This is a genomic window from Amorphoplanes friuliensis DSM 7358, from assembly GCF_000494755.1.
Taxonomy (GTDB): domain Bacteria; phylum Actinomycetota; class Actinomycetes; order Mycobacteriales; family Micromonosporaceae; genus Actinoplanes; species Actinoplanes friuliensis.
The window spans coordinates 1715222-1735041 of sequence record NC_022657.1; the positions used below are offsets into that span (position 1 = coordinate 1715222).

The window sequence follows — 19820 nt, forward strand, 5'->3', positions numbered from 1 at the left end:
GGTGGACGTGCACACTTGACGGATGCCTGGTCCTCTGCCCGACGGTGAGCCCGTCCCCAGCGACGGTTCCCTGCCCGAAAGCGCGCTGGGTGCGGTCGGCCGGCGAGGGTTCGGGGTTTATGTCCACGTCCCGTTCTGCGCGAGCCGCTGCGGGTACTGCGACTTCAACACGTACACGGCGAGTGAGCTCGGCGGCGGCACCAGCCGGGAGGGTTACGCCGACGCGGTCCTCGCCGAGCTGAAGCTGGCCGCCACCGTCACGGGCGCGCCGGTCGACACCGTTTTTGTCGGCGGCGGCACACCGACGCTGCTCGACCCGGACGACCTCGGCCGCATCCTCGAAGGCATCGACAAGACTTGGGGCCTGACCGCGAACGCCGAGGTCACCACCGAAGCCAACCCGGAATCGGTCACGCCGCGGTCGCTGCAGGCGTTGCGCAAGGCCGGCTTCACGCGGATCTCGCTGGGCATGCAGTCCGCCGCCCCGGCCGTGCTGGCGATCCTCGACCGCAAGCACACCGCCGGACGTGCACCCCAGGCGGCGATCGAGGCGCGTGAGGCGGGCTTCGACCACGTCAACCTCGACCTGATCTACGGAACGCCGGGGGAGCGGCCCGAGGACTTCGACGCCTCGCTGCGGACCGTGATCGACGCCGGAGTGGACCACGTCAGCGCGTACTCGCTGATCGTCGAGGACGGGACGCGGATGGCCGCCCGGATGCGGCGCGGCGAACTCCCGTACCCGGAGGACGACGTCGCGGCAGACCGCTACCTGGCGGCGGAGCAGGCCCTGAGCGGTGCGGGCTTCTCCTGGTACGAGGTGTCCAACTGGGCGACCACACCCGATGCCCGATGCCGGCACAACATGCTCTATTGGACCGGCGGCGACTGGTGGGGGCTCGGCCCCGGTGCGCACAGCCACGTCGGCGGGGTGCGGTGGTGGAACGTCAAGCACCCTTCCGCGTACGCAAAAAGGGTTGAAGAGGGGGTCTCGCCCGGGCTGGAGCGGGAGATCCTGACCGACGAGGACCGCCACGTCGAGGACGTGATGCTGCGGGTGCGTCTGCGGGACGGTCTGCCGCTGGCCACGCTGGACGCGACCGGGCTGACCGGCGCCGCGAAGGCACTGGCGGACGGTCTGCTGGACCCGGCGGCCTACGAATCCGGTCAGGTCGTGCTGACCCTGCGGGGTCGTCTGCTCGCCGACGCGGTGATCCGGGACCTGCTGCCGTGATCTTCCGGCCTTGACGCCGGGCCACGTCCGGCCCGGCGTCATGACCGAGAGTCTTTACTTGATCATCGAAACTGTCATCGGGTAGTTGTACGGCTCGTTGTTGTTCGCCTTGACGCCCGCCACGATGCCGAAGATCGTACCGATCGCCCAGGCCGCCGGGCCGATGATGAAACCGACCAGGGCGCAGGTCAGGACCCAGCCGACGATCGCGATGATCGACCACAGGATCTGGAAGTTCAGCGCCTTGACCGCCTCGGCACGCACGGCCGGCGACTGGTTGCCCTTGGCCAGCAGCGCCACGAGCGGCGCGATCCAGCCCGAGCAGCCACCACCGAGGAAGGCGCCGGCCGCGCCGCCGAAGTGCGCGACGAGGATCCAGGTCTTGTCGTCGTTGGTCGGCGCGTAACCCTGCGGCGGGTAGCCACCGGGCTGCTGACCGTAGGCGCCCGGAGCGCCGTACGGGGTGCCGCCGGGCGGGGGACCGTAGCCGCCCGCACCGGACGATGGCGGCGGGCCGTAGCCACCCGCGCCGGACGACGGCGGGGGACCGTAGCCACCCGCACCGGACGACGGCGGCGGGCCGTAGCCACCGGCGCCGGACGACGGCGGCGGGCCGTAGCCACCAGCGCCCGAGCTGGGCGGCGGTGAGCCGTACGTGGGCGGAGGGGTGCCGTAGGTCGGCGGCTGCGGCGAGCCGTAGGCCGGGGGCGGCGGCGGGGCCGATCCGGGAGCCGGATCGTTACCCGGATAGGGGTTGAGGGGCGCGGTGGGGTCCGAGGGGTTCCCCTCACCGGGCGGGCGCGGCGGTTCAGTCATGTCGCACACGGTAGGACCGCAGGTCGACCGAGGCGAGAGCAACACCCGAGTGAGGTCGGAGAATAGACAGTCGGCTAAGTGGCGCAGGCACTCACGGCCGATCATCGCGCGCGGGGCGGCGGCGACGTAGACTGGCACTCGACTTCAAGGAGTGCCAGAGAGCGGGGAGGGTCGACATGAGTCTCGATGACCGCAAGCTGGAAGTGCTCCGCGCCATCGTCGAGGACTACGTGGCGACCCAGGAGCCCGTGGGCAGCAAGTCGCTGGTCGAGCGGCACCAGCTGGGGGTTTCCCCGGCGACCGTCCGCAACGACATGGCGGTGCTGGAGGAGGAGGGCTACATCCGGCAGCCGCACACCAGTGCCGGCCGGGTGCCCACCGACGCCGGTTACCGGCTCTTCGTCGACCGGCTGTCCCGCGTCAAGGCGCTCAGCCCGGCCGAGCGGCGCGCGATCGAGCGTTTCCTGGTCGGCGCGGTCGACCTGGACGACGTGGTGCACCGCACGGTGCGCCTGCTCGCCCAGCTCACCCGGCAGGTCGCCGTCGTGCAATATCCGAGCCTGGCCCGCTCGTCGGTGCGCCACCTCGAGCTCGTGCCGATCTCCACGACCCGGCTGATGCTCGTCATGATCGCCGACACCGGCCGGGTCGAGCAGCGTCTGGTCGAGCTGCCCGGCGTCACCGCGACCGACGACGTGCTCGACATGCGCCGCAAGATAAACGCCAAGCTCAACGGCGAGAAGCTCTCCGACACCCCGCCGCTGGTGCAGGCACTGGTCGACGAGTGCGACCCTGAGAAGCGCACCACGATGGCCTGTGTGGCATCGGTACTGCTCGAGACGCTCGTCGAACGCAGTGAGGAACGCCTCGCCCTCGCGGGCACCGCGAACCTCACCCGCGGCGGCGTGCTGGACTTCCAGGGGACGCTCCGGCCGGTTCTGGAAGCGCTCGAGGAGGAGGTCATCCTCCTGAAACTGATCGGCGAGGTCGAGCCCAGCACCACCCGGGTCCGCATCGGCGACGAGAACGAGATCGACAACCTGCGGGCGGCGTCCGTGGTGAGCACGGGTTACGGACCGGGCACGACGATCGTTGGTGGGCTCGGCGTCCTCGGACCCACAAGGATGGACTACCCCGGCACGATCGCAACCGTGCGTGCCGTGGCACGCTACGTTGGCGATTTGCTGGCACAAAACTGACGCAACCGCGACGAAGGTCTCCAGCGCTCAGCGCGGGGCAGACATGAGGACTCGAAACCCTGTGGCCAAGGACTACTACGGAATTCTCGGCATCAGCCGCGAAGCCACCGACGACGAGATCAAGCGCGCCTACCGCAAGCTGGCCCGTCAATTCCACCCGGACGTCAACCCGGACCCCGAAGCGCACGAGAAGTTCAAGGACATCAACGCTGCGTACGAGGTCCTCTCCGACGACCAGAAGCGCCAGATAGTCGACCTCGGCGGCGACCCCCTCGCCCCCGGAGGCGGTGGCGGCGGAGCACCCGGCGGCGCCGGCCCCTTTGTGGGCTTCCAGGACATCATGGACGCCTTCTTCGGCACAGCGGCCGGCGGCGGCTCCCGCGGCCCGCGCCCCCGCACCCGCCCGGGCGCCGACGCGATCCTCCGCCTCGAACTCGACCTGGTCGAAACAGCCTTCGGCGTCGAAGCCCCGATCACCGTCGACACCGCAGTCCTCTGCACCCAGTGCTCCGGCGCGGGCACCGCCCCCGGCACCCACCTCGCCACCTGCGAAACCTGCGGCGGCCGCGGCGAGGTCCAGTCGGTCCAGCGCACCTTCCTCGGCCAGGTCGTCTCCTCCCGCCCCTGCCAGGTCTGCCAGGGCCACGGCACGATCATCCCCACCCCCTGCCCCACCTGCGCCGGCGACGGCCGCATCCGCACCCGCCGCTCCCTCACGGTCAAGATCCCGGCCGGTGTCGAGGACGGCATGCGCATCCGCCTGGCCCAGCAGGGCGAAGTCGGTCCTGGCGGCGGCACAGCCGGCGACCTCTACGTGGAGATCCACGAGCGCCCCCACGACGTCTACTCCCGCAAGGGCGACGACCTCCACTGCCGCGTCACGCTCCCGATGACCGCGGCGGCCCTCGGCACCCGCCTCACGATCAAAACCCTGGACAGCGAAGAGAACATCGAGGTCAAACCGGGCACCCAACCGGCCTCGACCTTGCGCATCCGCGGCAAGGGCGTGCCGCACCTGCGCGGCCAGGGTCGCGGCGAGCTCTTCGTCCACCTCGACGTCAAAACCCCGACCAAACTCACCGCCGACCAGGAACGCATGCTCCGCGACTTCGCCAAAACCCGCGGCGAAGACATCGCCGAGCTGAGCAAGCAGGGGGGATTCTTCTCCCGCATGAGAGACGCATTCAACGGCCACTGAGCGGGGTTTGCGATGGGAGCCGGTCAGGGTCAGCGACCGGTCAGGGGTTAGAGGCCGGTCCGGGGTTAGGGGTCGGTCAGGGTCAGCGGCCGGTCGGGGGTCAGCGGCCGGTCCGGGGTTAGGGGTCGGTCAGGGTCGGCGACCGGTCAGGGATTGGGGGTCGGTCTGATCACGGGTTGGTCGGATCACGGGCGGGGCCGAGATCAAGATCTGGGGCATGTCGTGCCTGGTTGCATGGCACTGATCGTCGCTCCCGCCGAGACCGGGCGCGGGTGACCAATCGCCTGGCGGCTCATGAACGGCCACCCACACCCTGCCAGCTCCGTGCTCCCCAAACCCCACCCCGAGCACACGCACCCAGCGGCGTGCCGCGTCGGGTGTCACCGCAACTTCCTTGAAGTCGGGCCTACCCGGGCGTCTCGTAGGCCCAACTTCCGTGAAGTCCGGCCAACCAGGCGGCTCGGATGACCAACTTCCGTGAAGTGGGCTCGGCTCGACGTCTAGTAGGCCCAACTTCCGTGATGTTGGGCTTACCCGGGCGTTTGTAGGGCCGACTTCCGTGATGTTGGGCTTACCCGGGCGTTTGTAGGACCGACTTCCGTGATGTTGGGCCTACCCCGGCGCTCGTAGGACCGACTTCCGTGATGTTGGGCTTACCCCGGCGTTTGTAGGACCGACTTCCATGAAGTTGGGCCTACCCCCGCGCTCGTAGGACCAACTTCCGTGATGTTGGGCCTGGCCTGGCGTCTGGTGGGTCCGACTTGCATGAGGTTGGGCGTGCCCCGGGCGCTTGCGGGCGAACTTCTGTGAAATCAGGCCAACCTTGTGGCTCGTAGGCCCAACTTCCGTGAAGTTGGGCTGTCCTGGCGTTTGGTGGGCCCTACTTTCATGAAGTCGGGCCTATGTGGGCGCTTTGAAGGGCCGACTTCCAAGAAGTTCGGACGCCTCGGCGCTCTGGCCTAATTTCCTTGAAGTTGGGCCTGTATCGGCGCTTCGAAGGCCCAACTTCCATGAAGTTGGGCCGGTACTGGCGCCTCGTAGGCCCAACTTCCGTGGAGGCGGGCTATCCGAGGGCTTCGTGGGGTGGCTCCTATCAAGTTGGTCGGCCCGGCTGCGGCGCAGGTGGTGCCTTCCGGGCGCGGCCCGTTGCCGGCGGCGGCCGTGGGGTCTGGCTCGCTGTGGCGGCGGCGGGACAGGGCGGACCGGGTGGGGGCGGGGGTTGGGTAGCGTGTGGTCGTGTCCGCTCCTTTGTTCTTGGTTGATGACTTGCCTGGCGGGAAGCGTTTTACGCTGGCCGGCCCCGAGGGGCATCACGCTGCCACCGTGCAGCGCTTGAAGGCCGGTGAGGTCCTCGTGCTCGGGGACGGCCGCGGGGGCACCGTGACCGCCGAGGTGACCGGCGTCGGGCGCGGCAGTGTTGATGTTGAGGTGCGGGATCGGGCGTTTCAGGCCGCCCCCGACCCGCGACTGGTGGTCGTGCAGGGGATCGCCAAGGGCGACCGGGGTGAGCTTGCGGTCCAGGCCATGACCGAGATCGGCGTCGACGAGATCGTGCCGTGGGCGGCTTCGCGGTCGGTGGCGCAGTGGCGGGGTGATCGTGGGGAGCGGGCCCGCGAGAAGTGGGTGGCCACGGCGAGGGAGGCGGCCAAGCAGGCCCGGCGTTCGTGGCTTCCGGTGGTTTCCGGGAGTCCGGATGTCAGCACCAAGAAGGTCGCCGCGCGGCTGTCCGAGGTGGCGGGTGCGTTTGTGCTGCACGAGGAGGCCACTGACCGGCTCACCGGTGCGAAGTTGCCGGCGACCGGGGAGATCATGCTGGTGGTCGGGCCCGAGGGTGGGATCAGCGATCAGGAGCTCGGTGCTTTTGTCGCCGCCGGGGCCCATCCGGTGCGGCTCGGCGACTCGGTGCTGCGCACCTCGACGGCCGGGATGGCCGCGCTGGCCGTGCTGTCAGCCAGGCTGGAACGTTGGTGATGGAAGGGTAACCTAAGCTTCCCTGCATGGTCCTGACGCGTACGCCGGCGCCCGAGCGGGCTCAGGCTGGTGTGGCGGCGTCTCAGGCCAGGAGAGCGACAGGTCTGCTCGTCTGCCTCGGTGTGCTGGCAGTGGTCTGCGTGCTCAGCATCGCCCTCGGCACCCGGAACGTCGCCCTTTCGACGGTCTGGGACGCGTTTGTGAACTACGCCGACACCGACGATCAGTCGATCGTGCGCGACCTGCGGGTCCCGCGGACGATTCTGGGGTTGCTCGCGGGTGTCGCGTTCGGACTTTCCGGGGCGGTCATTCAGGCGGTCACGCGGAACCCGCTCGCCGACACGCAGATTCTCGGGATCAACGCCGGTGCCGGGCTTTTTGTCGTGTTCGCGGTCGGTGTGCTCGGCCTGACCAGCCTGTCGCAGTACATGTGGTTCGCCTTCGCCGGTGTTGCGGTCGCCCTGACGCTGGTCTACGCGCTGGGTTCCGCGGGCCGGGCCGGCGCCACCCCCGTACGCCTGACGCTCGCCGGGGTTGCTCTCGGCGCGGTGATGGACGGCATCTCCGGTGGCATCCGGCTGGTCCGGCCGCGGGCGTTCGACTATCTGCGGTTCTGGGACATCGGGTCGCTGGCGGGGCGGCCGGTCGATGTCGCCACGACGATCCTGCCCTTTGTCGCCGCGGGGGTGGTGCTGGCGTTGATCGTCGCGCGGTCGCTCAACGCCGTGGCGCTGGGTGACGATCTGGCCCGTACGCTCGGTGCGAACATCGGGCGTACCCGGGTGCTGGCGACCGTGTCCGTGATGGTGCTGGCCGGGGCTGCGACCGCCGCGGTCGGTCCGATCGGTTTTGTCGGGCTGATGGTGCCGCATGTCGTGCGGTGGTTCGTCGGCCCGGACCAGCGCTGGATCTTCGTCTACACGATCGTCTGCGGGCCGATCCTGTTGCTGCTGGCCGACATCACCGGGCGGCTGGTCGTCCGCCCGGGTGAGTTGCGGGTGGGTGTGGTCACGGCGTTCGTGGGTGCGCCCGTGCTGATCTGGCTCGTGCGCCGGAGCCGGGTGAGCGGGCTGTGAGCGTCGACTTCGGCCGGAAGGTCCTGGTGCTGCGACCGCATCGCCGCGCCTCCGCGCGTTTTGCCCTCCGGCCCGCCCTGGTCACCGCGACGATAGCGATCACCACGCTGGCCGTTGCGGTGGTTGCGCTGGGGACGGGCGAGTTCACGCTGAGTCCGTCGCAGGTGGTCGAGGCGCTCGCCGGTGAGGGGACGCGGGCCGCCCGGCTCGTGGTGGTCGAGTGGCGGCTGCCGCGGGTCCTGCTCGCGCTGATCATCGGGGCGGCGCTGGGGCTGGCCGGGGCGGTCTTTCAGGCGCTGACGCGCAACCCGCTGGGCAGCCCGGACATCATCGGCCTCAACGTCGGCGCCTACACCGGTGTGCTGGTCGTCACCGTGTTCGTCGGCAACGGTTACTACCTGATCGCGGGCGGGGCGCTGGTCGGCGGGCTGGTCACCGCGCTGGTCGTCTACCTGTTCGCGTTCAAGCGGGGTGTGCAGGGCTTCCGGCTGATCATCGTGGGTATCGCGATCAGCGCCATGCTGGCGTCGGCCAACCAGTGGTTCATCATCAAGGTCGACCTCCAGGCGGCGTTCAAGGCCGCCATCTGGGAGCAGGGCACGCTCAACGGCCTCGGCTGGGCGCAGGTGACCCCGGTCGCGGTCACCGTCGGGGCGCTCTGCGTGGCGCTCCTCGGGTACGGGCACCGCCTCGCCCTGCTGGAGATGGGCGAGGACGCGGCCGCCGCTCTGGGCGTACGCGTGGAAGCGACCCGGCTTGCGTACCTGATCATCGGGGCGGCCTTGACCGCGGTCGCGACAGCGGCCGCCGGACCGATCTCCTTCGTGGCGCTCGCGGCACCGCAGCTGGCCCAGCGGCTGACCCGCACGCCGGGCATCGCGCTGGTGCCCTCGGCGGCGATGGGCGCGTTCCTGCTGATGCTCAGCGACTGGCTCGCGCAGTGGGCGTTCGCGCCGACCCAGCTGCCGGTCGGCATCGTGACCGTCTCCGTGGGCGGCATCTACTTCGTCTGGCTGCTCGCACGCCAGGCCCGGCGCTAGGGGAGTGCGATGAGTCTGGCGGCCAAGGGCATCACCATCGGGTACGACAAGAAGACGATCAGCGAGCGCCTCGACCTCGACGTGCCCGAGAGTCGCTTCACCGCGATCATCGGCCCCAACGCCTGTGGCAAGTCGACGCTGCTGCGGGCGCTGTCGCGGCTGCTCAAGCCGACCGCGGGCGAGGTGCTGCTGGACGGGCGGGACATCCACTCGCGGCCGGCCAAGGAGGTCGCGCGGCGGCTGGGGCTGCTGCCGCAGTCGTCGATCGCGCCCGACGGGATCACGGTCGCCGAGCTGGTGGCGCGGGGACGGTTCCCGCATCAGAAGCTGATCCGGCAGTGGTCGCCGGACGACGAGGCCGCGGTGGTCGCCGCCCTGGCCGCCACCGGTGTGACCGAACTCTCGGGTGAGCTGGTCGACACCCTTTCCGGCGGGCAGCGGCAGCGGGTCTGGGTGGCGATGGTGCTGGCCCAGCAGACGCCGATCGTGCTGCTCGACGAGCCGACCACGTTCCTCGACATCGCCCACCAGATCGAGTTGCTCGAACTCTGCGTACGCCTCAACCGCGAGCAGGGCACCACGATGGTCGCGGTGCTGCACGACCTCAACCAGGCCGCCCGGTACGCGGACCACCTGGTGGTGATGAAGGCCGGGGCCATCGTCGCGCAGGGTGACCCGCGGAAGGTCATGACGGCCGCGCTGGTCGAGGACGTCTTCGGGCTGGGCTGCCGCATCATCGACGATCCGGAGACGCACACCCCGCTGGTCATCCCGCGCTCCTCGGTGACCCAGCGCGTAAGTTAGCCTGGCCTTACTCGTGTGCAGACCTCTGGGGAGACGTCGTGTCCAGCAACCCGTTCGATGACGAGAACGGCACCTTCCACGTCCTGGTGAACGACGAGGAGCAGCACTCGCTCTGGCCGTCGTTCAAGGACGTCCCGGCGGGCTGGCGCAGCGTCTTCGGGCCCGCACCGCGCGCGGAGGCCGTCGCCTACGTCGACGCCAACTGGACGGATCTGCGTCCCCGGTCGCTGCGCGAAAGCTCAGCGCAGTGAGGGCCCGGTGAGCCGCTCCGGCGCTCGCATCCTGCTTCGCAGCACCACCCGGAACGCCCGCCGGCTCTGGACGGGTACGGCTCTCATCGCGGTCCACCAGGCCTGTGAGACGTTCGTCCCGATCATGATCGGCGTCATCGTGGACCGGGCCGTCATGCCCGGCGACGGCGGCCAGCTGCTGCTCTGGATCGGTGTGCTGGCGGTGCAGTTCACGGTGCTGACCACGGCGTACAGGTTCGGCGCGCGGCGGCTGATGAGCGCGATCGCCGAGGAGGGCCATCAGCTGCGGCTGGAGGTGTCGGCGAAGATCCTGCACCCGCGGGGCGTACGCACCGACCTGCGGGCGGGTGACCTGCTGACGGTGTCGACGAGTGATGCCGACAACACGTCGTACCTGCTGGACTACATCCCGCGGGTCGCCGGTGCCGTCGTCGCCACCGTGATCAGTGCCGTGGCGCTGTTCCTGATCTCGGTGCCGCTGGGCCTGGTCGTCCTGATCGCCACACCGGTCGTGCTGGTGCTGCTGCAGATCAGCTCGCCACTGATCACCAAGCGTGTCGCCGACCAGCAGGAACAGGCCGGCCGGGCGACCTCGCTCGCCACCGACCTGGTCACCGGGCTGCGCCCGCTGCGGGGCATCGGCGCCCAGGACGCGGCCGCCGATCGTTACCGCGAGGTCAGCCGCCGGTCGCTGCGCGCCACGCTGCGGGCCTCGCGGACCCAGGGTGGTTACCTGGCCGCGTCGACCACGCTGAGCACGCTGCTGGCCTGCGGCATCGCCATCCTGGCGGGCTGGTTCGCGCTGACCGGCCGGATCAGCGTCGGCGAGTTCATCACGGTCATCGGTCTGGCGCAGTTCCTGATCGAGCCGTTCGGGACGCTGGCGGTCGTGCCGAGCTGGATCGCCGAGGCGCGGGCGTCCGCCGATCGGGTCGCCCTGATCACCGACGCCGGTCTGGTCCTGCCCCAGGGTGTCGCCGAGCCGGCCGAGCACCCGTGCGACCTGCGCCTGGCCGGGGTGAGCCACGGTCCGCTCGACGGGCTGGACCTGCACGTCCGCCCGGGTGAGTTCGTCGGTGTGGTCGCCCGCCGGTCCGGTGACGCCGACGCGCTGGTCAAGCTGCTCTCCGTCCCGGCCGGTCATCGGGGCCGCGTGCTGCTGGGCGGATCGCCGCTCGAGGAGGTCGAGCGTTCGCACGCCCGCCGGCTTCTGCTGGTCGAGCCCCACCATCCCGATCTGTTCACCGGCACGATCGCGGCCAACGTGGCGGTGCACGCCGAAGCGGCGGAGGGTCTCCTGGCCGAGGCGCTGAGCGCCGCGGCCGCCGACGAGGTGCTGGCCACCCGGCCCGACGGGCTCGATGCGGTGGTCGCCGAGCGCGGCGCGAGCCTCTCGGGTGGTCAGCGGCAGCGGATCGCGCTGGCCCGCGCCCTGCTCGCCCGGCCGCCCGTGCTGGTTTTGCACGATCCGACCACCGCCGTCGACGCGGTCACCGAGCACGCCATCGCGCAGGGCATCCGAGCGCTGCGGCACGGCCCCGGCGCCGGCTTCGCCACCGTCGTGATCACCAGCAGCCCGGCCCTGCTCGCCGCCACCGACCGGGTGATCGTGCTCGGCGACGGCGCCGTGACAGCCGAAGGGGAGCACGCGGTGCTGGGCGAGAACGACGAGACCTACCGCCGGCTGGTGCTGCGATGAGCGAGATCCTGCCCATCGCGACCGGCCGGCAGACCCGGGCCTGGCTCTGGTCGGAGCTGCGCACCCGCCGCGGCGAGGTGGCCGGGACGCTGCTGGCCGGCATCCTCGCGGCCGCGGCGGCCATCGTCCCCGTGTACGCCCTCGGCCTGCTGGTCGACCGTGTCCGCGCCGACGCCGGCACCTCGGCGATCGTCTCGATCTCGATCGTCATCGTCACGGCCGCACTGGTCGGCGGTGCTGCGATCGGGCTGTCCACCTACCTGATCGGCCGGCTCGGCTCGCGGATGCTGGCGGATCTGCGCGAGAGCACCGTGGCGACCGCGCTGCGCCTGCCCGCGCTGGTGCTCGACCGGGCGGGCCGCGGTGACCTGCTGTCGCGGGTCGGCGCCGACATCGCCGCGATCGGCAAGGCCGTCTCCGACGTGCTGCCCAACGTGATCTCGGCCCTGCTGCTGGGCGTGCTGAGCCTGGTGGCGATGGCCGGCATCGACTGGCGGCTCGGCCTCGCCGGTGCCGTGACGGTCCCGTTCTACGCGATCGCCCTGCGCTGGTATCTGCCCCGCTCCGCACCCCGGTACGCCGAAGAGCGCAAGGCCGTCGCCGAACGGTCCCAGCTGCTCGTGGAGAGCATGCAGGGGCTGCGCACCGTCCACGCGTACAGGTTGGAGGACCGGCATCTGGCCGCGATCGACCGGGCGTCGGCCAAGGCGCGGGACATCGACGTCGGGGTCTTCACGCTCTTCACGCGGTTCGTGGGCCGGATCAACCGCGCCGAGTTCGTCGGGCTCGCGGTGCTGCTCGCGACCGGCTTCTGGCTGGTCCGCAACGGTTCCGTCTCGGTCGGTCAAGCCTCCGCGGCCGCCCTGCTCTTCCACCGGCTGTTCAACCCGGTGTCGATGCTGCTGTTCACCTTCGACGAGATCCAGTCGGCCGGGGCGAGCCTGTCCCGGCTGGTCGGCGTCGAGACGATGCCGGTCGAGCGGCGTACGGAGGGCCACCGGCCGGCGGACTCGTCGCTGACGCTGGACGACGTCAGTTTCAGCTACGACGGTCGTACGCCGGTGCTGCAGCGGGTGAGTCTGCGTCTCGAGCCCGGTGAGCGGGTGGCCCTGGTCGGCTCGACCGGCGCCGGCAAGACCACGGTCGCTTCGATCGCGGCGGGTCTGCTGCGCCCCGACGAGGGGTCGGCCCGTGTCGGCGGTGTGCCCGTGCACGAGCTGCCACCCGAGACGGTCGCGATCATCAGTCAGGAGACCCACGTCTTCGCGGGCCCGCTGATCGAGGACCTGCGTCTCGCCCGGCCGGGGACAGCCGTCGCCGCCGTGGAGGCGGCCCTGGAGACGGTCGGCGCGTTGCAGTGGGCGCAGGCGCTGCCCGAGGGCCTCGACACGCTGGTCGGCGACGGCGGCCACGACCTCACCCCGGCGCAGGCGCAGCAGCTGGCGCTGGCCCGCCTGGTGCTGCTGGACCCGGCTGTGGCCGTACTGGATGAAGCCACCGCCGAGGCGGGCAGCGCCGGTGCCCGCGCCCTCGAGGAGGCCGCGGCAGCCGCGACGAGGGGCCGGACCGTGCTGATCGTGGCGCACCGGCTGACGCAGGCGGCGTCGGCGGACCGGGTCGTCGTGCTCGAGCACGGCGCGGTGGTCGAGTCGGGACCGCACGCCGACCTGGTCGCCGCGGGTGGCCGGTACGCCGAACTGTGGACCGCGTGGGAGTCCCGGGCCACAAAAGAACGAGTGGCCTGAAACCCGGGGCCTACGCGCCGAGCGAGGGGACGAGCTGGTCACCGAACAGGCTGTGCAGGCCCCAGACGACAACGCTGAGCAGGAGCCCGCCGAGGAAGGCGAAGCCCATGCCGGCGTACCAGCGGTAGCGCTTCTCGCGCGGTGCGGCCCGTGACGACCAGGGGCGTTCCCGGAGCAGCCAGACGAGCAGACCCAGTCCGAGCGGCGTCCAGTAGAGGATCCAGAACCAGAACCATTTGGTACCGGTCACCGGGTCCGGCGCCGACGTCAGCGCCCAGAGGACGAGCAGGACGCCGGTGATCGCGAGTCCGGAGAGGACGGTCTTCAGCACGGCGGTGCCGGCGTACGGCCCGCCGGCGTACCAGTGCTCCATCGCGGCACCGAGCGCCTTGCTCTCCGCGTCGACCGGTTTGCCGTCGCTGCCCAGCGTGCTGTTGGTGTAGGTGTAGTGCGTCCGGTCGTCGCGGGTGTTCCAGAGGAAGATCGGGCCGTACTCGTCGGCGGTGTCGAGTTCCGCGCCGGCCGGGTTGAGCAGGCCGCCGGTGTTCTCCCAGCTGTCACCCCACTCGTACGACGTGACGCGCCCCGCGTCCAGGTCGGCGCGGGCCTGCGAGACGCTCCCCTCGCGCGGGGCTGTCCACCAGGTGAGGCCGGCCCAGGCGACCCAGCCGAGCACCAGCACGACCCGCAGCACCTGCCACCACGAGACCTTCGGCCGTCCGCCGACCTGCTGCACCACCGCGTCACCCGTCACAAGCGTGATGGTCCCAGCCGGAAGCAACGACCGGACACGGGGACTGCCGGAACCGTCCCCGCGGTCGTCAGGCGGCGTCGGACAGGTCGGTGACCGCTGTCGTCTTGTCGCCGTCCGTGGCGTTCTTCAGCTCGGGCACCAGCATGTCCAGCGCGTAGAGCAGCGCGTTCGGCCCGCTGTAGGCCAGCGCGCCACCCAGCGGGGTGGAGAACGACGTGTAGAGCGCGCGGTCCTCGGTGACCACCTTCAGGCGGTTGAACGCCGGTGACGTCAGCATGTCCTTCTTCGTGGCGCCGTTCACGAAGAGGACATCCTCGTCGAGCAGGTCGAGCCGCTCCTCGCTGACGTCCTCGGACTCCTTCTGGGCGGCGAAGCCCAGGGCGTCGAAGAGGGCGCGGCGCGGGTCCTTGGCCGGGATCAGCCAGTGCTGACCCTTCTCCGGGCCGAAGTCGACGACGAGGGTCTTGCCGGCGAACTGCGGGTTGGCCGTCTTCGCCTCGGTGATCTTCGTGTTGACCTTGTCGACCAGCGCCTGCGCCTCGGCCGACTTGCCCAGCGCCTTGCCCGTCGTCAGCGTCTGCACGTCCCACGGGGTCTGCTCGTCCGCGTACGCCGAGGACTGGATGACGGTCGGGGCGATCTGCGACAGCTTGTCGTAGGTCTCCTTGTTGATCGTCTCGTAGATCGCGAGGATCAGGTCGGGCTGCTGCTTGATGATCGCCTCGAAGTTGAGCTCCGCCGAGAACGTCGTCAGCTGCTTGCCGCCCAGGGCGTCCTTGACCCACGGGTAGGCGGGGTATTCGGTGAACCATTCGCGGGTGCTGACCGGGACGACGCCGAGCGCCAGCACCGGGTCCTGGTCGTTCCAGCCGACGGTGACGACCCGTTCCGGCTGCTCCTCGATGGTTGTGGAGCCGAACTTGTGCTCGATGCTCACCGGGAACGCGGCCGCGGCCGAACCGGAGGCCGCGGGGGCCGCCGCCTCGTCCTCGTCGGCTGCACAGGCGGTGACGGTGGTGGCGGCAAGAAGGCCGGCGGCAACGACGGTCAGCGCACGGCGCCATCCGAGCGGGCGTCGGTACATTTGTCTGGCTCCTCGATCGGGATCAGGTGTCTCGGTGAGAGGTTAGGTTAGGCTACCTTTGCTTCGACGGCGGGCCCAGGGCCTGGTCGTGGCACTTCAAGGAGGACGACACACATGCAGCGGACCCTGCTCGGCGGCAAGATCCATCGCGCCACCGTGACCCAGGCAGACCTGCACTACGTGGGCTCGATCACGATCGACAAGACGCTGATGGACGCGGCCGACCTCGTCGAGGGCGAGCAGGTCCAGGTTGTCGACATCACCAACGGCGCCCGGCTCGTGACCTACGTCATCGAGGGCGCGGCGGGCTCCGGCGTGATCGGCATCAACGGCGCGGCCGCCCGGCTGGTGGCGGTCGGCGATCTGATCATCATCATGTCGTTCAAGCAGGTCGACGAGCGTGAACGCGCCGATTACGCGCCCCGGGTCGCACACGTCAACGAGCGCAACGAACTCGTGGAGATCGGCTCGGACCCGTCGGCGCCGGTGCCGGGCGCTGACGACCAGATCTCCGGCCGGGCGCTCGTGCACTGAGGATTCCACTGACGAACTGTCGTATCCCCGTGCTGGGATGACCGGCATGGGGATGCGATACGAGCGGTACGACGACGCCGAGGTCACCGAGTTCCGGGTCGTCGCCGCACCGGACGAGTTGGTGCCGGCGCTGCAACGGTCCGCCTTCACCGAGCGGGACGGCTGCTGGGTCAGGAGCTGTCCGGCCGGCACCCCGCACGTCGACGACGCCTGGGTCAATTTTCAGCGGCTGGCCGAGCCGTGGCTGCGTCAGCTCGCGGGGCTCGAGCCGGTGCTCTGGGAGGAGACCCTCGACCTGGTCTGCCGGCGGCTGGAGGGCATCGACTGGTGGCTGACCGGTAGTGCCGCCCTGGCCGCGCGAGGCATGGCGATCACGCCCGGCGACCTCGATCTGGTCGTGTCCGGCGCAGACTCCCACCGGGCCGGGGAGCTGCTGCTCGACGGGCTGGTCGAGCCGGTTGCCGCGGTCGACTGGTTCTGCGACTGGTTCGGGCGGGCCATGTTCGGCGCCCGCGTGGAGTGGGCCGGTGGTGTCGGCCCGGCGGCGGATCAGCCGGAGATCACCGATTTCGGTCCGCACGCCGCTGCGCGGCTGGACAAGGTGCGCTGGCGCGACCACGACATCCGCGTCCCGCCCCTGGACCTCCAGCGGGCCGTCAACGTCCGGCGCGGGCTGACAGAGCGGGTCCGCCTCATTGATCAGTTCGCCGACTAGGCTCCTGACGTGGGCAGACGCATTCTTGTCACCGGTGCGCGGCGGGGGATCGGGGCCGCCGTGGCGGTGGGGCTGGCCGAGCCGGGCCGGACACTGCTGCTGCACCATCTGACGGCGGCCGGCGAGGCCGCGGAGGTCGCCCGGCAGTGCCGCGAGCTCGGCGCCGACGCCGAGCTTCTCGACGCCGACCTGGCCGACCCCGATGCTGTGCGGCGCCTCGCGGAGGAGGCCGGCCCGGTCGACATCCTCGTCAACAACGCCTCCCGCGCCTCGAACGTCGACCTCGGTGACCTGTCGCTGGCCGAGTGGCAGGAGACGTTCACCGTCAACGTCACCGCGCCCATGCTGCTGGCGCAGGCGCTCAGCGCCGGGATGGCCGCACGCGGCTGGGGCCGGATCGTCAACGTCACCTCGGCGACCGTCCGCCTCGGGGGTCCGTCCGGGCCGTCCTACGTCGCCAGCAAGGCCGCACTGGTCGGCCTCACCCGCTCCCTGGCCCACGGGCTCGGCCCGTCCGGGGTGACGGTGAACGCCCTCTCGCCGGGCGCGATCCTGACCGAGCGGGAGGTCGAGCTGGCGGGTGGTGACCCGCATGCCGAGATCCTGGCCAGACAGGCGGTGCCGCGGCGGCTGGTCCCGGAGGACCTGGTCGCCGCCGTGCGTTTCCTGGTCTCCGACGGCGCGTCGGCGATGACCGGCCAGGTCGTCGAGGTCGGGGCCGGCCTGGTCTACCGCTGATCAGCGGTCGGGGTGGCTGGTCAGATATCCGCCCATGGTCCTGAAGTAGTCGTGCGCGGGGAGCTCGACACCCTCGTCGGTGCGTACCGAACGGATCAGCAGCGCCTTGCTGCGGCCGCGCCGGGCCTCCGCGCCGGCCACGATCGCCACGCCGTCACCCTCGCGGTAGAAGATGCGTCCGGGGGTGCCGCCGTAGACCGCCTCGGAGACGGCCGCGGTGATGATCTCCAGGCGTCGTCCCTTGTGGAAGCAGAACGCCTGCGGATAGGGCGCCGACTGGGCCCGGACCAGCCGCTCGAGCTCCTCGGCGGTCCACGTCCAGTCGATCCGGATGTCCTCCTCCGACCGCTTGTGGAAGAAGCTCGCCTTGCTCCGGTCCTGCGGCACGAAGTCGCGACGCCCGGAGGCGATCTCCGCGAGGCCATCGACGGTGATCGGCCCGAAGAGCTCCAGCGTCTTGTCGAACAGATCCGTCGTGGTGTCGGCCGGACCGACCGGGACGGCCCGCTGCAGCACGATCGGACCCGCGTCCAGGGTGTCGTCCATCATGTGAGCGGTGACGCCGACCTCGGGCTCGTTGTTGAGCAGAGCCCAGATCAGGGGCGAAAATCCCGCGTACGCCGGGAGCAGCGCATCGTGCACGTTGAGCGTTCCGAAGACGGGCAGGGTGAAGATGCGCGGCGGGATCCACGTCCGCCAGTTGGTAGCGACGATGACGTCGGGTGCCACCTGCTTGAGGGCCTCGTACAGCTCTTCGTCATCGGGGCGTTCGCGCAGCAGCACGGGCACACCGTGGGATTCGGCCAGCTCGGCGACCGAGTCGGACCAGACCTTCTCGTAGGCGCCCTCACCGGCCGGATGGGTCACCACCATGACCACGTCGTGCTCCGAGTCCAGCAGGGCCTGCAGGGTCCGATGACCCCAGGTCTGGAAACCGAACATGACGACGCGCATGAATAGCTCTCCCTCACTCGACACTGCGGGCCACCCCGCGCAGGCTTAGGTTAGGCTAACCGAAATCCGGGGTCAGGTCGGCCCCGCCATTGAGGGGACGGACATGTCTGAACCTGAACTCGATGTCGTGGGGATCGGCTTCGGCCCGTCCAATCTGGCCATGGCCATCGCCGTGTCGGAACACAACGACGCGGGCGGTCCGGACGCGCGGGTCACCACGCGGTTCCTCGAACGCCAGGCCGGTTTCGGGTGGCATCGCGGCATGTTGCTCGACGACGCCACCATGCAGGTCTCCTTCCTCAAGGACCTGGTGACGCTGCGGAACCCGACGAGCGAGTTCAGCTTCCTGCGCTACCTCCACAGCCAGGGCCGGCTCATCGACTTCATCAACCACAAGAGCCTGTTCCCGCTGCGGGTGGAGTTCCACGACTACTTCTCCTGGGCGGCCGCACAGGTCGGTGACCAGGTCACCTACGACACCGAGGTGCTCTCGGTGACCCCCGTGACCGACGCCGCCGGCGACGTGGTCGCGGCCGACGTCCTGTCCCGCAACGGCGGCCGCCTGAGCACCCACCGGGCCCGCAACCTCATCATCGGTACGGGTCTGCGCCCGCGCCTGCCCGAGGGTGTCACCGCGTCGGACCGCGTCTGGCACACCAGCGACCTGCTGCACAACATGCCCAAGCTCAAGGGCACCCAGCCGCGGCGCATCATCGTGGTGGGCGCGGGGCAGAGCGCCGCGGAGGCCGTCGCCACGATGCACCGCGAGTTCCCCGAGACCGAGATCTGCGCGGTCTTCTCCCGGTACGGCTACTCGCCCGCCGACGACAGCAGTTTTGCGAACCGCATCTTCGACCCCGACGCCGTCGACGACTTCTACCTGGCGCCCGAGGACGTGAAGCAGCAGCTGATGGGCTACCACGCCAACACGAACTACTCCGTGGTGGACATCGACCTCATCGACGACCTGTACCGCCGGGCGTACCAGGAGAAGGTCCTGGGCCGCGAGCGTCTGCGCATGCTGAACGTGTCCCGCATGACCCACGTGACCGACGGCCCCGACCAGGTCGTCGCGGGCATCCGGTCCCTGGTCACCGGCGAGACGACCAGCCTGACCGCGGACGTCATCGTGTGCGCGACGGGTTACCACGTGGCCGACCCGTACGCGATCCTCGGCGAGCTCGGCGACCTGTGCCTCCGCGACGACCAGGGCCGTCCGAAGGTCGAACGCGACTACCGCGCGGCGACCGACCCCCGGCTGCGCGTCGGCATCTACCTGCAGGGCGGCACCGAGCACACCCACGGCATCACCTCGGCCCTGCTGTCCAACACCGCGATCCGCGTCGGCGAGATCCTCGACTCCGTCATCACCCGCAAGACCGCCCCCGCCCTCGTCGCGGTGTGATCCTGATGGGGTGCTCTTCCGCGAAGAAGCTCTGAACCGCATCCGCGAGGGCCGGGTGTCAGTGGTCTTCCGCCACTGGCGCCGGGCCCGCGTCCGCGCGGGCACCCGCTTGCGCACGATGATCGGCCTGGTCGAGGTCCGGTCGGTCGCGGAGGTGCCCGGCGTCGAGCCCGCCGACGCGACCGCGGCCGGCTACCCCGATGTGGCGGCGTTGCGAGCCGATCTGCCCGGGGATCCGGCCCATCCGCTTTTCCGCATCGAGGTCGCGTACGCCGGAGAGGACCCCCGCATCGCCCTGCGTACCGACGAGGCGGGTGTGGACGAGGTGCTGGCGGCGCTCGACCGGATCGACCGGGGGAGCAGGCGCGGGGCGTGGACGCGTCCGGTGCTGCGCCTGATCGGGTCGCGGCCCGCGGTGCGCGCGGGTGATCTGTTCGTGGACGCCGGTTATGCGGAGCTGGCGTCGTTCAAGCGTGACGTGCGCCGGCTCAAGGAGCTGGGCCTGACCGAGAGTCTCGAGGTCGGCTATCGCCTCTCGCCGCGGGGCGAGGCGGTGCTCGGTCGATCCTCGAAATAACCATTCGGCTATACGTATCTTTATGC

General features: G+C 70.3%; 19 protein-coding genes. 15 read left to right on the top strand and 4 right to left on the bottom strand.

The genetic code is table 11. The features are described 5' to 3' along the window. Nucleotides 1-22 precede the first annotated feature (22 nt). The gene (gene hemW / locus AFR_RS07935; RefSeq protein ID WP_023359386.1) at nt 23-1234 is read left to right on the top strand and encodes a radical SAM family heme chaperone HemW; all 1212 of its coding nucleotides are present in this window, start codon (nt 23-25) and stop codon (nt 1232-1234) included. Between the two features lie 54 nt (nt 1235-1288). Here hemW and AFR_RS07940 read toward each other — a convergent pair whose 3' ends face one another. Next, the gene (locus AFR_RS07940; protein ID WP_023359387.1) at nt 1289-2050 is read right to left on the bottom strand and encodes a DUF4870 domain-containing protein; all 762 of its coding nucleotides are present in this window, start codon (nt 2048-2050) and stop codon (nt 1289-1291) included. Nucleotides 2051-2226: 176 nt separating this feature from the next. Here AFR_RS07940 and hrcA point away from each other — a divergent pair, with 176 nt between their 5' ends. The 9 genes from hrcA (at nt 2227) to AFR_RS07985 (ending at nt 13033) form a co-directional block, all read left to right on the top strand. Next, nucleotides 2227-3249, top strand: a complete 1023-nt coding sequence (gene hrcA / locus AFR_RS07945; RefSeq protein ID WP_023359388.1) for a heat-inducible transcriptional repressor HrcA — start codon at nt 2227-2229, stop codon at nt 3247-3249. Nucleotides 3250-3310: 61 nt separating this feature from the next. Continuing rightward, nucleotides 3311-4447 carry a molecular chaperone DnaJ gene (gene dnaJ / locus AFR_RS07950; RefSeq protein ID WP_023359389.1) on the top strand — a complete coding sequence of 379 codons (1137 nt, stop codon included), beginning with the start codon at nt 3311-3313 and terminating at the stop codon, nt 4445-4447. 1236 nt (nt 4448-5683) lie between these two features. Then, on the top strand, nt 5684-6418 hold the full coding sequence (locus tag AFR_RS07955) for a 16S rRNA (uracil(1498)-N(3))-methyltransferase (RefSeq protein ID WP_023359390.1): 735 nt from the start codon (nt 5684-5686) through the stop codon (nt 6416-6418). Between the two features lie 26 nt (nt 6419-6444). Then, the gene (locus AFR_RS07960; RefSeq protein WP_041840691.1) at nt 6445-7494 is read left to right on the top strand and encodes an iron chelate uptake ABC transporter family permease subunit; all 1050 of its coding nucleotides are present in this window, start codon (nt 6445-6447) and stop codon (nt 7492-7494) included. Further along, a complete protein-coding gene (locus AFR_RS07965; protein ID WP_023359392.1) occupies nt 7491-8534 on the top strand; it encodes a FecCD family ABC transporter permease in 1044 nt (347 codons plus the stop codon). Before AFR_RS07960 ends, AFR_RS07965 begins: the two co-directional genes overlap by 4 nt. 9 nt (nt 8535-8543) lie before the next feature. Beyond that, entirely contained in the window at nt 8544-9338 is a 795-nt protein-coding gene (locus AFR_RS07970; protein WP_023359393.1) for an ABC transporter ATP-binding protein, read from the top strand. A gap of 38 nt (nt 9339-9376) precedes the next feature. Next, nucleotides 9377-9589: an MbtH family protein gene (locus tag AFR_RS07975; RefSeq protein ID WP_023359394.1), complete on the top strand. Its 213-nt coding sequence runs from the start codon at nt 9377-9379 to the stop codon at nt 9587-9589. Nucleotides 9590-9596: 7 nt separating this feature from the next. Beyond that, on the top strand, nt 9597-11288 hold the full coding sequence (locus AFR_RS07980) for an ABC transporter ATP-binding protein (RefSeq protein ID WP_023359395.1): 1692 nt from the start codon (nt 9597-9599) through the stop codon (nt 11286-11288). Beyond that, the gene (locus AFR_RS07985; RefSeq protein WP_023359396.1) at nt 11285-13033 is read left to right on the top strand and encodes an ABC transporter ATP-binding protein; all 1749 of its coding nucleotides are present in this window, start codon (nt 11285-11287) and stop codon (nt 13031-13033) included. The genes AFR_RS07980 and AFR_RS07985 overlap by 4 nt, the downstream gene beginning before the upstream one ends. Before the next feature lie 10 nt (nt 13034-13043). Here the strand turns inward: AFR_RS07985 and AFR_RS07990 are convergent, their stop codons facing one another. Together AFR_RS07990 and AFR_RS07995 are read right to left on the bottom strand one after the other, a co-directional pair. Next, nucleotides 13044-13787, bottom strand: coding sequence for a hypothetical protein (locus AFR_RS07990; RefSeq protein ID WP_023359397.1), 744 nt, complete (start codon nt 13785-13787; stop codon nt 13044-13046). A gap of 67 nt (nt 13788-13854) precedes the next feature. Continuing rightward, nucleotides 13855-14871 carry an ABC transporter substrate-binding protein gene (locus AFR_RS07995; protein ID WP_023359398.1) on the bottom strand — a complete coding sequence of 339 codons (1017 nt, stop codon included), beginning with the start codon at nt 14869-14871 and terminating at the stop codon, nt 13855-13857. A 114-nt stretch (nt 14872-14985) separates the two neighbouring features. Between AFR_RS07995 and panD the strand changes: the two genes are divergently transcribed. The 3 genes from panD to AFR_RS08010 are packed head-to-tail and all read left to right on the top strand — an operon-like array spanning nt 14986 to nt 16858. Continuing rightward, the gene (gene panD, locus AFR_RS08000) at nt 14986-15405 is read left to right on the top strand and encodes an aspartate 1-decarboxylase (protein ID WP_023359399.1); all 420 of its coding nucleotides are present in this window, start codon (nt 14986-14988) and stop codon (nt 15403-15405) included. A gap of 46 nt (nt 15406-15451) precedes the next feature. Beyond that, nucleotides 15452-16120 carry a hypothetical protein gene (locus tag AFR_RS08005; protein WP_148307898.1) on the top strand — a complete coding sequence of 223 codons (669 nt, stop codon included), beginning with the start codon at nt 15452-15454 and terminating at the stop codon, nt 16118-16120. 9 nt (nt 16121-16129) lie between these two features. Continuing rightward, nucleotides 16130-16858: an SDR family NAD(P)-dependent oxidoreductase gene (locus AFR_RS08010; RefSeq protein ID WP_041840692.1), complete on the top strand. Its 729-nt coding sequence runs from the start codon at nt 16130-16132 to the stop codon at nt 16856-16858. Here the strand turns inward: AFR_RS08010 and AFR_RS08015 are convergent, their stop codons facing one another. Continuing rightward, the gene (locus AFR_RS08015; protein ID WP_023359402.1) at nt 16859-17812 is read right to left on the bottom strand and encodes a methionyl-tRNA formyltransferase; all 954 of its coding nucleotides are present in this window, start codon (nt 17810-17812) and stop codon (nt 16859-16861) included. It lies immediately after the preceding gene. A 103-nt stretch (nt 17813-17915) separates the two neighbouring features. Here AFR_RS08015 and AFR_RS08020 point away from each other — a divergent pair, with 103 nt between their 5' ends. Together AFR_RS08020 and AFR_RS08025 are read left to right on the top strand one after the other, a co-directional pair. Next, nucleotides 17916-19217, top strand: coding sequence for a lysine N(6)-hydroxylase/L-ornithine N(5)-oxygenase family protein (locus AFR_RS08020; protein WP_023359403.1), 1302 nt, complete (start codon nt 17916-17918; stop codon nt 19215-19217). Nucleotides 19218-19227: 10 nt separating this feature from the next. Beyond that, nucleotides 19228-19794: a hypothetical protein gene (locus AFR_RS08025; RefSeq protein ID WP_023359404.1), complete on the top strand. Its 567-nt coding sequence runs from the start codon at nt 19228-19230 to the stop codon at nt 19792-19794. Nucleotides 19795-19820: the final 26 nt, after the last annotated feature.